Genomic DNA, 12514 nt, shown 5'->3' with positions numbered 1-12514 from the left:
GGAGTGAACCCGCGCAGACCGGCGGGCCCGCGGGTCAGGACAGCACGGTCATCCGGTGCGCCGCCCGGGTCAGGGCCACATAGAGCACCCGCACCCCGCCCGGCGACTCCCGCGTGATCTCGTGCGGATCGACGACCACGACGGCGTCGTATTCCAGACCCTTGGTCGACATGGGGTCGACGACTTGGACGCGACCACCGTCCGAGCTCGCGAGGGGAGCCAGCTCAGCGGCATACCGCTGCGGTGTGACGACGGCGACCGAGCCGGCCACCTGCTCGAGGAGCTCCTCGAGCGACCGGCTGACGGAGCCCGCCGCATCGGGTCCGAGGGCGCCCTCGACGACCTCGTGGCCGGTCTCGCGCACGGCGTTGGGGATGTCGGCGTCGGGCACCTGCCGCCGCACGACGTCAGCGGCGTAGTCGAAGATCTCGCGGGCGTTGCGGTAGTTCGTGTCCATGTGGAACCGCTGCCGTGCCTGCGTCCCGAACGCCTCGTCACGCGCCGCAGCCGCTTCCTCGAGGTCGGTCCACGAGGCCTGGGCGGCATCTCCGACGACGGTCCACGACGCATGCCGACCGCGCCGCCCGATCATCCGCCACTGCATCGGTGACAGGTCCTGCGCCTCGTCGACGAGGACGTGGGCGTACTCGTCCGGCTTGCCGACGCGGCCGGCGAGCAGGCGCCCGCGCGGGTCCTCGGCGACGACCTCGGCCCGCGTCTCGCGGGACCCGGAGACCGGCTGGACCTCGGTGACGCCGTACTGGCTGAGATCGTCGAGCTCCTCGATCTCGTAGAAGCCGCGCTCCTCCTTCGGGGCGTCCTGCACGGGGCCGAGCCGGGCCGCGAGGTCGTCGATGAGGGCGATGTCGGCCACCGACCAGGTCCCGGTCTCGAGCGCGGTTGCATAGGAGGCGGCCAGCAGCTCGGCCTCGCGGTCGTCGAGCGACCCACGTGCGTGCCGCCGGACGAGGTCGGGGTCGGCGAGCCAGAGCAGGACCTCGCGTGGGTCGACCTGCGGCCACCACGCGGCCATGAAGGCCTCGACGTCGAGGTGGTCCTCCCACCTGTCGAGGAACTCCGCCTTGGCGTCCCGGTCGCCGGTGATCCCGAGCGAGGACCAGGCCGCCTCACCCAGGGCGGCCTGCGCCGCCGCGGCGGCGAGGTTGCGCTGGTGCTGGCGCAGCACCTGCGAGCGGATCCGGTCGAGGACCCGTGCCTCGAGTCGCACGGCGCGACCGGCCACGAAGGCGCGGAACTCCGTCGGCCCCTCGGGCACCCGACCCCGCGCCGCGTTGGCGAGCAGGGTGCGGATGCGGGTGGAGCCCTTGATCCGCGCGACCTCCGGCGAGTCGAGGCGCTCCGTGTCGACGGCATCGACGACGTCCCCGAGGGCGCGCAGCGTCACGGACTCCTCGCCGAGCGACGGCAGGACCCGCTCGATGTAGGCGGTGTAGGCCCCGGACGGCCCGACGACGAGGATGCCGCCGGACTCGAAGCGGCGCCGCTCGGAGTAGAGCAGGTAGGCGGCGCGGTGCAGCGCGACCACGGTCTTGCCGGTGCCGGGGCCGCCGGTGATCTCGGTGACGCCGCGGGCACTGGCTCGGATGGCCTCGTCCTGGTGGGCCTGGATGGTGGCGACGATGTCGCGCATCCGCTCGCCGCGCGACCTCGTCAGCGCCGCCATGAGAGCTCCGTCGCCGACGACGACGAGGTCGTCCGGCGCCTCCGGCACCATCAGGTCGTCCTCGACGCCGATGACCCGGGCGCCCTTGCTGCGCAGGACGCGTCGCCGGATCACCCCCATCGGCTCGACCGGAGTGGCGCGGTAGAACGGCGACGCGGCCGGGGCGCGCCAGTCGATGACGAGCGGCTCGTAGTCGTCGTCCCGCACGCCGAGGCGGCCGATGTAGCGCACCTCCCGGTCTGCACTCGTCGCGGCTCGCCCCAGGTCGGGCTTGAGGTCGTGGTCGATGTCGAGCCGGCCGAAGACGAGGCCCTCGTACTGGGTGTCGAGCATGCTGCGGCGTCGCGCAGCGTGGAACATCAGGGCGTCCCGCTCGAAGAGGCCCGCGCCCTCGGCGTCCCCGGTCTCGACGGACCGGCCGAACTGCGTCCGGGCCAGACCCTCGGCCTTGACGGAGTCGGCGCGGACACCTGCCTTCTCCAGCTCGGCGAAGACCCGGTCGACGTGCGCCTGCTCGACGGCGATCTGCTGGGCGACGACGTCGGTGACGGCGGGCTCGTGGTCGGGGGTGCCGGCCGGGCGAGTCTGGGCGGACGAAGAGCTCACTGCCATCCAATGGTTCAAACGGGACACCCCGGTGGGGCGCGGGAACCATCAAGTCTACTGTCAGTCCATGGCGGACGACGGCTGCATCCCACCGACCGGCGACCCTCTCATCGGACGCGTGGTCCGGCTCGACGTGATGCGGCCCGAGGACGCCGCCGGCCTCTTCGCCGTCTACAGCGACCCGGTGGTCTACTCCCAGGGCTACCGGATGGCACCACCGCCCGCGACGCTTGCGGACATGGAGGCGGTGGTGGCCGCCGCGGTCCGGGCCCGACAACCGGACGGGACCGGTCGGACCGCGTACACGCTCCGCCTGGTCGACGACTCCGAGCTCGGCGCCGCGGGCACCGTCGTCGGCACGAGCTCGCTCGGCGACGTCGACACCGAGCGCGAGCACGTCCACCTCGGCTGGACGATGTATGGCTCCCGCTGGTGGGGCACGGCGGTCAACCCCGAGGCGAAGTTCCTCCTGCTGGCGCACGCCTTCGAGACGTGCGGCTTCGGCCGGGTCAAGATCCAGACCGACGTCGTCAACGCCCGGTCCCGTGCGGCGATCCTCAAGCTGGGGGCGACCTTCGAGGGGGTCACGCGCCGGGACGTCCGACGGGCCGACGGCACGTGGCGCGACTCGGCGGTGCACTCGATCCTCATCGACGAGTGGCCGGCCGTCCGCGCCGGACTGCGTCGGCGCCTGGGGGAATGAGCCAATAGGCTGACCGCCGTGAAGGTCCTCGTCCTCGGTTCCGGCGCCCGTGAGCACGCACTCGTCAAGGCCATCGCGGCCGACCCGGAGGTGGACGCGGTCATCGCCGCCCCGGGCAACCCCGGCATCGACGCGACCGCCCTGTGCGTCGCGGTCGACATCCTCGACGGGGAGGCCGTCGCCGCGCTGGCACGCGAGCACGAGGTCGACCTCGTCGTCGTCGGCCCCGAGGCGCCGCTCGTGGCGGGCGTGGCTGACGTATGCCGCTCAGCCGGCTTCGCGGTCTACGGCCCTTCCGCTGCGGCTGCGTTGCTCGAGGGCAGCAAGTCCTTCGCCAAGGAGGTGATGGCGGCTGCTGACGTGCCCACGGCCCTGGCCCACGTGTGCACCACGATGGACGAGGTCGCGTCCGCGCTCGACGCCCTCGGTGCGCCGCACGTCGTCAAGGACGACGGGCTGGCTGCGGGCAAGGGCGTCATCGTCACCGGCTCGCGTGACGAGGCACTGGCCCACGCCGAGCGCTGCCTCGCCAAGGACGGCGGCAGGGTGGTCATCGAGGAGTTCCTCGACGGCCCGGAGGTCTCGGTCTTCTGCATCTCCGACGGCACGCACGTCGTCGCGCTCGAGCCGGCCCAGGACTTCAAGCGGATCGGCGAGGGCGATGTCGGCCTCAACACCGGCGGGATGGGCGCCTACGCCCCGCTCGACTGGGCGCCCCGGGGGCTCGCCGACCAGATCGTCGCCCGGGTCGCCCAGCCGACCATCGACGAGATGCAGCGACGTGGCACGCCCTTCGTCGGCACGCTCTACGTCGGCCTCGCCCTGACGTCGCGCGGGCCGAAGGTGATCGAGTTCAACGCCCGCTTCGGCGACCCGGACGGCCACGCCAGCTTCGCCCTGCTCGAGTCGCCCTTCGCGCAGCTGCTCTTCGCTGCTGCGACCGGCGAGCTCGAGGGCTTCGGCCGGCTGCGCTGGTCCGACGACCACGCCGTCGTCGTCGTGATCGCGTCGGACGGCTACCCCGAGGCGCCCCGCACGGGCGACCCCATCACCGGGCTCGACGCCGCCGCGGAGATCCCGGGCGTCGTCGTCCTCCACGCCGGCACCAGGCGCGACGAGACCGGCGCGCTCGTCTCCGCCGGGGGACGCGTCCTCAACGTCCTCGCAGTCGGCAGCGACCTCGCGAAGGCAAGGTCAGCGGCATACGACGCGGTGTCCCTCATCGAGCTGGAGGGGGCCCGCGTCCGCACGGACATCGCGCTCAAGGCGGAGCGCGGCGAGATCACGGTGGGAGCCTGACATGACGACTTCTCTCGAGCTGCCCGGCTACGAGCACATCTACTCCGGCAAGGTCCGCGACCTCTACGCCCCGGTCGGCGCCGACGGTGCCGTGGTGCCCGACCAGCTCCTGCTCGTCGCGTCCAACCGGCTCTCCGCCTACGACTGGATGATGTCGCCCGAGATCCCGGACAAGGGCGAGGTGCTGACGCGGCTGTCGCTGTGGTGGTTCGACCAGCTGTCCGACCTCGTGCCCAACCACGTGGTGTCGACGGACGTGCCGGCTGCCGTGGCGGGGCGGGCGGTCCTGGTCCGCAAGCTCGACATGCTCAAGGTCGAGGCGATTGCGCGGGCGTACCTCACCGGCGGTGGGCTCGAGGAGTACCACGCGAAGGGCTCGGTCTCCGGGGTCGCGCTGCCCGACGGTCTCGTCGACGGGTCGCGCCTGCCCGAGCCCGTCTTCACGCCGACGACGAAGGCGCCGGTCGGCGAGCACGACCTGCCGATGACCTACGCCGAGGTGGAGGCGCAGCTCGGAGCGGACGTCGCTGCCGAGGTGTCCCGGCTGACCCGCGCGATCCTGGCCCGCGGCAACGAGATCGCCGCCGATCGGGGGATCCTCATCGCCGACACCAAGGTCGAGTTCGGGCTGGCACCGGACGGATCTGGGGGGCTGGTCCTCGCTGATGAGGTGCTGACGCCTGACTCGTCGCGGTTCTGGCCGGCCGACCTCTGGGAGCCCGGCCACCCCCAGCCGTCCTACGACAAGCAGTTCGTCCGCGACTGGCTGACCTCGCCGGAGTCCGGCTGGTCGAAGTCGAGTGGCGAGGCCCCGCCCGAGCTGCCCGCGCACGTGGTCGAGCAGACGCGCGCGAAGTACGTCGAGGCCTACGAACGGCTGACCGGCCAGACCTTCTGAGCCCCGAGCGCGCGGGCCCACCGCGGATCGGACACGGGCGGGATCCGTGGTGGGGTTCGGGGGAGATGCCCACCACGGACCGGGCCACTGTCCGATGCGTGGTGGCCCCGTCAGGCCGGCTCTGACAGGTCCCCGGGCAGGCCAGGGAAGTGCAGGCGCCACTCGTCCGACAGGCGGGGCACCGTCATCCCCTTGTCGCGCATCGCGGCGACGATCCGCTGGAGCGTCTGGCCGGGCGTGTTGTAGATGTCCCGCGAGCGGACGATCACGATGCGCCAGCCCTTGGTGTCCATCCACTCGCGGCGGTTGATGTCGCCATCCCACTGCCGGTCCGACTCGGCGTGCTGACGCCCGTCGTACTCGATGATCAGCGCGAAGTCCGGGTAGCTGAGATCGAACCGAAAGCGCACCGAGCCGTTGGGCCACCGCACCTTGTGGTTGATGGTCGGCTCGGGTAGTCCTGCCAGGACGATGAGCATCCGGGTGCGACTCTCCATGGGTGAGTCGACCTCCCTCCGGACCAGACCGGCCGCGCGACGCAGCACCCGGCGACCGCTGCCCCGGAACCGATCCGCTGCTTCGATGAGCTGCTCCGGTGTGGCCTGCCCTGCCGTGACCAAGGAGTCGCCCAGCACGACCAGGTCGACGAGTCCCAGGTCGCCACCGAGATCGACGAAGGTCTGCACGGCAGTCGTGACGCGGACCCCCTCCAGCTTCACGCACTGCTGGCCGCCGGCCTTGACCCGATGCGCGCGAATGCCCCGCACCTTGGGGCGGACCCCAGTGGTCGAGACATGGACCCGCCCGTCCTCGGGGACGACGCCGCCCCAGATCCGAGCCGCGGTGTGGTGCGAGACGGCCGAGTCGGCGGGGCTCACGAGCAACGCGGCTGCGGCCTTGACCAGCTCGGTGACCGCCGTCTCGCGGTGCACATAGACACCGTGGAACAGCCTGCGGAACGTGCCGCGACGGAGGCTCCAGTCCGTCACGCCGGCCGGATACGACCGCTCGAAGACCACTCTGCCGGTCGCGGTCGTGGTCTGCCGAGCTGTGACGCGGAACGGTGTGCGGGGTGGTTCCGTTGGCGACGTCGGCTTCGGTTCTGAACGCGTCATGGTGGCGATCATCGACGCGGCGCACCTGTCCTCGGGCCGGTCATCCACAGGCCCGCTTCAACCATCGCGAAGGACCACCACGTATCGGGCAAGGGTCCGATGAGTGGTGGGGATCGGCGCGGATGCCCACCACTGATGGGGCCGGTGCCCGATACGTGGTGGGAGCTGGCTCGGCCAGGCGCGAGCGGGAGCCGACCCAGCGGCATACGGCATCGTCGGTGAAGGTGTGGGCGGGGTGTGCGAGCATCGGCGCATGACGCAGCCCTCCACCCCCGCCGAGCCGCAACCGGCCGGCTTCGCCCGCCTCCAGATCCGCCAGCGCCTCACCCTCATGGTCAACCGCTACGAGGTCCTCCAGACCGACGAGGCCGGCAACGACCTCGGCCTCATCTGCTTCGCCGAGCAGAAGCGGATGGCCTTCAAGGAGCAGGTCACCTTCTACACGGACGCAGCCAAGACCCACGCGCTCTTCGGGTTCAAGGCCCGCAAGGTCATCGACCTCGGCGCCGGTTACGACATCGTCGACGGCGCGGGACAGCCGATCGGCTGGTTCAAGAAGGAGTTCGCAGCCTCCCTCGCCCGCTCGACCTGGCGCCTCGGCACTCCTGACGGCTTCGAGTGCATGGGCCAGGAGCGCAACGCCAAGGTCGCCGTGCTCCGGCGCGTCTGGGACTTCATCCCGGTCCTCAACGACCTGCCCGTGCCGTGGCTGTTCCACTTCGACTTCCGCGCCGCCGACGGCTCCCTGGTGATGAGCTCGACGAAGAAGGTCGCGCTCAAGGACGTCTACTTCGTCGACCTCCCGGCCCAGCCCAACGGGTGGCGGCTCGACTGGCGGGTCGCCTCGGCGATGGCCGTCGCGCTGGACGCGCTGCAGTCGCGCTGACGTGAGGAACGAGTCGCCTCGTTTCGTTCCACCGGAGGTCAATCTCTCGTAATGTCGCGCGAGGAGCATGGATTGTCGGGAAACACTGCAGTAGTTCGGCACCTCTCAAGGAAGAAGCTCACATGACGCACCGCATCACCCGCGTCGTCGCTGTGGGGGCAGCGGCGCTGCTGGGGGCCACGGCACTTGCCGTCAGCCCCGCCCAGGCGAAGAACGACAAGCCGCACCCGAGCGAGACCATGTCGGTCCAGCTCCTGTCGTTCAACGACTACCACGGCCACCTCGAGGCCAAGAACAATGAGACCAGGCCCATCGACGGGGTCGATGTCGGCGGCGCCGAGTACCTCGCCTCCACGCTGACCAAGCTCCGCACGGGCCACCCCAACACCGCGACCGTCGCGGCGGGCGACCTCATCGGCGGCTCGACCTTCCTGTCCGGAATGTTCCACGACGAGCCGGCCGTCGAGACGCTCAACGCGATGGGCCTCGACGCCTCGAGCGTCGGCAACCACGAGTTCGACGAGGGCACCGACGAGCTGCTGCGCATGCAGCAGGGCGGCTGCCACCCGGAGGACGGCTGCTACTTCCCCGACGAGCCCTACGCCGGGGCGGACTTCCAGTGGCTCGCCGCCAACGTCATCCGCAAGGACAACGGCCAGCCGCTGCTGCCCGCCACCTGGGTCAAGGACTTCGACGGAGTCAAGGTCGGCTTCATCGGCATGACCCTGAAGGCCACCCCGACCCTGGTCAGCCCGAAGGGTGTCGCGTCCGTCGACTTCCTCGATGAGGTCAGGACCGCCAACAAGCAGGCCGTCGCGCTGAAGAAGCAAGGCGTCCGGGCCATCGTGGTCCTGCTGCACGAGGGGGGCTACCAGGAGGGCAGCTACAACGAGTGCAAGGGCATCACCGACCCGATCGTGCAGATCGCGTCGCAGCTCCACCCGGAGATCGACTCCATCATCACCGGACACACGCACCAGGCCTATGTCTGCCAGATCCCTGACCCGGACGGTGTCGACCGGCTCGTGACGAGCGCCGCCTCCTATGGCCGCGTCGTCACCGAGACGTCGCTCACCATCAACCGGCGCAAGGGCGACGTGGTGCGCAGCGCGTCGAGCGCTACCAACCATCTGGTGGCTCGTTCGGCCGTCCAGCCGGACGCCACGCAGTCGGCGATCCTGGCGAAGTGGAACGAGCTGGCCGGCCCGATCAAGGGCGAGGTCGTCGGCAGCATCAAGGAGGACATCACGGGCGACGCCGGGGGCAACCGCGGCATCGAGACGCCGATGGCCGACCTCGTTGCCGACTCCATCCTGTGGGGCACCGACGGGACCGACGAGGGCGGCGCGCAGATCTCCTTCATGAACGTCGGCGGCGTGCGGGGCTCGTTCCTCATGGACGCCACGGCCAATGGCGAGCAGCCGGGCGAGATCACCTACGAGGAGGCCTACCTCGTGGCGCCGTTCGGCAACCTGCTCGTCTCGATGGACCTGACGGGCGCGCAGATCAAGACGGTCCTCGAGCAGCAGTACCAGCCGGTTGAGGCGCGCGGCTCGCGTCCGACGCTGGCGCTCGGCGTGTCCAAGGGCTTCACCTACCAGTGGGACGCCTCGCAGCCGCAGGGCAGCCGGGTCGTCAACGGGTCGATGGCACTCAACGGCGTGCCGCTCGACCTCAACGCGACCTACCGCGTGTCGACGCTCAACTTCCTCGCCGACGGCGGTGACCTGTTCACCGGCTTCACCGAGGGGACGAACGTCGCGGGCGGCCCGGAGGACCTGGCCAACCTGGTCTCGTTCCTCAAGGCCAACCCGGGCCTGACGGCTCCGGGCAGCCGGGTCGACGGTCTGTGATCCGCTAGCGACCGACGTGCACGTGAGGGCCACTCCCAGCCGGGGGTGGCCCTCACGTCGTCCCTCGACGATGCCGTATGCCGCTGGGCTCGCTCCCACGGTCAGGCCCCCTGGGGCTCGGGCTGGCGGACGAGAACCGGGGGCATGCCCCGCTGAGCGGTAACCTGTGACGCGGCAGCCAGCCCTTGCCACCCCCTCGGACCATTGGGAGACCGCACGCCATGGCCTCGTCGCACGACCTCGTGCTGACCACTGTCCCGGGCGGCAGCGCCCTCTCTCCGTTCCGGGCCGCGGCCCTGCTCGTGCGCCTGCAGGCGGTCGCGCCGTCGGTCACGGGCCTGTCCGCCCGGCACGTGCACCAGGTCGCGAGCGCGGGTCCGTTGGACGATGCGACCCTGGCGACGGTGACCCGTCTGCTCACGTACGGGCCCGCCGCCGACCCGGAGCCGCAGGGGGAGCACGTGACGACTGTCGTCGTCGCGCCCCGGCTCGGGACCCTGTCGCCCTGGGCCTCGAAGGCGACCGACATCGCGCACAACTGCGGCGTCGACGTGCGCCGCGTCGAGCGGGTCACCGAGTACCACCTCGTGTCGTCCGACGCGTTGAGCGAGGACGAGTGGGTCGCCGCGGCCGACGCGCTGCACGACCGCATGACGGAGTCGGCCCTGCCGTCCATCGAGGCCGCGCAGGCGCTCATCGAGGAGCGGATGCCGGAGCCGATGGAGCACGTCGACGTGCTCGGGCGGGGGCGCGCCGCGATCGAGGAGGCCGACACGGCCTACGGGCTCGCGCTCGCCGACGACGAGGTCGACTACCTCGTGGAGGCGTTCACCGGGCTGCGTCGCAACCCGACCGATGTCGAGCTGATGATGTTTGCCCAGGCCAACTCCGAGCACTGCCGGCACAAGATCTTCAACGCCGACTTCGTCGTCGACGGCGAGGCGAAGACGCGCTCGCTCTTCGGCATGATCCGGCACACCGAGGCCGTCGCCGGCGAGGGCACGGTTGTCGCCTACAAGGACAACGCCTCGGTCATGGCCGGCGGACCTGTGACCCGGTGGGTCCCCGAGGGTGAGGGGAGCGGCCCGAGCCGCTACGTCGCCCGCGAGGACGAGGTCCACGTGCTCATGAAGGTCGAGACGCACAACCACCCGACGGCGATCAGTCCCTTCCCGGGTGCGGCCACCGGTGCCGGTGGCGAGATCCGCGACGAGGGCGCGACGGGCCGGGGGAGCCAGCCGAAGGCGGGGCTGACCGGCTTCGCCGTCTCCAACCTGCACCTGCCGGGCACGGACGAGCCGTGGGAGCGTGAGGTCTACGGCGCTCCGGAGCACATCGCCAGCCCGCTCGACATCATGGTCGAGGGCCCGATCGGGGCGGCTGCCTTCAACAACGAGTTCGGCCGGCCGGGCCTCGGTGGGTTCTTCCGCGTCTACGAGCAGACCGTCGACGGCGTCCGCCGCGGCTTCCACAAGCCGATCATGAGTGCGGGTGGCCTCGGCTCGATCAGTGCTGACCAGACCGAGAAGATCGTCTTCCCGGCGGGCACGCTGCTCGTGCAGATCGGCGGTCCCGGCATGCGGATCGGCATGGGCGGCGGTGCCGCGTCCTCGATGGCGTCCGGTGCCAACGCTGCCGAGCTCGACTTCGACTCGGTGCAGCGCGGCAACCCCGAGATCGAGCGGCGCGCACAGGAGGTCATCAACCACTGCTGGAAGCTCGGCGCGGACAACCCGATCCTCGCGATCCACGACGTCGGTGCCGGCGGCCTCTCCAACGCCTTCCCCGAGCTCGTCGACGGGGCCGGGCTGGGTGCCCGCTTCGACCTGTCCGCGGTGCCGCTCGAGGAGTCCGGTCTCGCGCCGAAGGAGATCTGGTGCAACGAGAGCCAGGAGCGTTACGTCCTGGCCATCGCGCCCGAGTCCCTGCCCCGGCTGGCGGCGCTGGCCGACCGCGAGCGTTGCCCCTATGCCGTCGTCGGCGTCGCCAGCGAGGACGCGCAGCTCGTGCTCGCTCCCTCTGCCGAGGACAGCGCGGACGACGATCGGCCCATCGACATGCCGATGGAGGTCCTGCTCGGCAAGCCCCCGCGGATGACGCGCGACGTCACCCGCGTGACGCGAGTGGGGGACGAGCTCGACGTCGATGCGCTCGAACTGAGCTCAGCGGCATACGACGTGCTCCGTCATCCCACGGTGGCGTCGAAGCGCTTCCTCGTGACGATCGCCGACCGGACCGTCGGGGGCCTCAGCCACCGCGACCAGATGGTCGGCCCGTGGCAGGTGCCCGTCGCCGACGTTGCGGTGACGCTGTCCGACCACGTCGGCTTCGCGGGGCAGGCGATGGCGAGCGGTGAACGGATGCCGCTCGCGTCAGTGGACGCTCCGGCCTCTGGGCGGATGGCCGTCGGCGAGGCGCTGACCAACCTGCTCGCGGCGCCGCTCTCGGGCCTGGCGGGCGTCAAGCTGTCGTGCAACTGGATGGCTGCTTGTGGTGAGCCCGGTGAGGATGCCGCCCTCTACGACACCGTCGAGGCCGTCGCAATGGAGCTGTGCCCCGCGCTCGGGGTGTCGGTGCCGGTCGGCAAGGACTCCCTGTCGATGCGCACCCGGTGGACCGACGAGGCGACCGGCGAGGACAAGCAGGTGACCTCTCCCGTGTCGCTCGTCGTCTCGGCGTTCGCGTCGCTGCCCGACGTGCGTGGGACGTGGACGCCGCAGCTGCCTGCCGCTGAGGGCGGTGCCCAGCTGGTGCTGGTCGACCTCGGGGCGGGCCGCAACCGGCTCGGTGGCTCGATCCTCGCCCAGGTGTCGGGAGCGTTCGGGACCGAGGTGCCCGACCTCGACGACCCTGCGCGGCTCACCGCCCTTGCCGCGGCGCTCGCCGACCTGCGCGGGCGTGGCGTGGCGGTCGGCTACCACGACCGGTCCGACGGTGGTCTCTGGGCGGCGGTCTGCGAGATGGCGTTCGCCAGCGCGGCCGGCCTCGACCTCGAGGTGCCGTCGATGGCGGCGCTCTTCGCCGAGGAGCTCGGCGTCGTGCTCGGGGTCGCTGCGTCCGACGTCGCCGTCGTGCGCGAGGTGCTGGAGGGCCACGGCCTCGGTGAGCTCGTCAGCGTCGTCGGGCAGACCAACGGAGACCGGCGAGTGCGGGTCTCCCTGGGTGGGAGCGCCGGGCTCGACGAGTCGCTGCGCGACCTGGCCCAGGCGTGGGACGAGGTGTCCTGGCGGATCGCGTCGCTTCGGGACAACCCGGCCTGCGCGGACGAGGAGCACTCGGCATTCGGGGCCGAGGACGACCCCGGGCTCGTCGTGGCACCGACCTTCGACCCCGCCGAGGACATCGCCGCGCCGTACCTCGGGCTCGGCACGCGCCCCAAGGTCGCCATCCTGCGCGAGCAGGGCGTCAACAGCCACGTCGAGACCGCCTTCGCCTTCGACCGCGCCGGCTTCGAGACCTACGACGTGCAC

At 71.2% G+C, this 12514-nt stretch carries 8 protein-coding genes; 6 read left to right on the top strand and 2 right to left on the bottom strand.

Going from position 1 to position 12514, the window contains the following annotated elements; genetic code table 11:
- Positions 1 to 34 precede the first annotated feature (34 nt).
- Positions 35 to 2296 carry a HelD family protein gene (locus tag OO014_RS07455; RefSeq protein WP_272461664.1) on the bottom strand — a complete coding sequence of 754 codons (2262 nt, stop codon included), beginning with the start codon at positions 2294 to 2296 and terminating at the stop codon, positions 35 to 37.
- A 61-nt stretch (positions 2297 to 2357) separates the two neighbouring features.
- On the opposite strand from OO014_RS07455, the gene OO014_RS07450 reads away from it, so the two are divergent.
- The 3 genes from OO014_RS07450 to OO014_RS07440 are packed head-to-tail and all read left to right on the top strand — an operon-like array spanning position 2358 to position 5190.
- Positions 2358 to 2993, top strand: a complete 636-nt coding sequence (locus OO014_RS07450; protein WP_272461663.1) for a GNAT family N-acetyltransferase — start codon at positions 2358 to 2360, stop codon at positions 2991 to 2993.
- An 18-nt stretch (positions 2994 to 3011) separates the two neighbouring features.
- A complete protein-coding gene (gene purD, locus OO014_RS07445; protein ID WP_272461662.1) occupies positions 3012 to 4292 on the top strand; it encodes a phosphoribosylamine--glycine ligase in 1281 nt (426 codons plus the stop codon).
- A 1-nt stretch (position 4293) separates the two neighbouring features.
- On the top strand, positions 4294 to 5190 hold the full coding sequence (locus OO014_RS07440) for a phosphoribosylaminoimidazolesuccinocarboxamide synthase (protein ID WP_272461661.1): 897 nt from the start codon (positions 4294 to 4296) through the stop codon (positions 5188 to 5190).
- Between the two features lie 110 nt (positions 5191 to 5300).
- On the opposite strand, the gene OO014_RS07435 is transcribed toward OO014_RS07440, so the two are convergent.
- Positions 5301 to 6179: a DUF559 domain-containing protein gene (locus OO014_RS07435; RefSeq protein ID WP_272461660.1), complete on the bottom strand. Its 879-nt coding sequence runs from the start codon at positions 6177 to 6179 to the stop codon at positions 5301 to 5303.
- A 379-nt stretch (positions 6180 to 6558) separates the two neighbouring features.
- Between OO014_RS07435 and OO014_RS07430 the strand changes: the two genes are divergently transcribed.
- The 3 genes from OO014_RS07430 to purL all read left to right on the top strand — a co-directional run.
- A complete protein-coding gene (locus OO014_RS07430) occupies positions 6559 to 7191 on the top strand; it encodes a hypothetical protein (RefSeq protein WP_272461659.1) in 633 nt (210 codons plus the stop codon).
- A 122-nt stretch (positions 7192 to 7313) separates the two neighbouring features.
- Positions 7314 to 9044: a bifunctional metallophosphatase/5'-nucleotidase gene (locus tag OO014_RS07425; RefSeq protein WP_272461658.1), complete on the top strand. Its 1731-nt coding sequence runs from the start codon at positions 7314 to 7316 to the stop codon at positions 9042 to 9044.
- A gap of 221 nt (positions 9045 to 9265) precedes the next feature.
- On the top strand, positions 9266 to 12514 hold a 3249-nt coding region (gene purL / locus OO014_RS07420; RefSeq protein ID WP_272461657.1), incomplete at its 3' end, for a phosphoribosylformylglycinamidine synthase.

It is taken from the genome of Intrasporangium calvum (assembly GCF_028446585.1).
Lineage (GTDB): Bacteria > Actinomycetota > Actinomycetes > Actinomycetales > Dermatophilaceae > Intrasporangium > Intrasporangium calvum_A.
This window is presented reverse-complemented; position numbering and strand designations above follow the sequence as displayed.

What these genes read in the sequence shown, in the direction of transcription:
- OO014_RS07455 (WP_272461664.1), bottom strand. Translation starts at nt 2,296, where the DNA reads ATGGCAGTGAGCTCTTCGTCCGCCCAGACTCGCCCGGCCGGCACCCCC.
- OO014_RS07450 (WP_272461663.1), top strand. Translation starts at nt 2,358, where the DNA reads ATGGCGGACGACGGCTGCATCCCACCGACCGGCGACCCTCTCATCGGA.
- OO014_RS07440 (WP_272461661.1), top strand. Translation starts at nt 4,294, where the DNA reads ATGACGACTTCTCTCGAGCTGCCCGGCTACGAGCACATCTACTCCGGC.
- OO014_RS07430 (WP_272461659.1), top strand. Translation starts at nt 6,559, where the DNA reads ATGACGCAGCCCTCCACCCCCGCCGAGCCGCAACCGGCCGGCTTCGCC.
- OO014_RS07425 (WP_272461658.1), top strand. Translation starts at nt 7,314, where the DNA reads ATGACGCACCGCATCACCCGCGTCGTCGCTGTGGGGGCAGCGGCGCTG.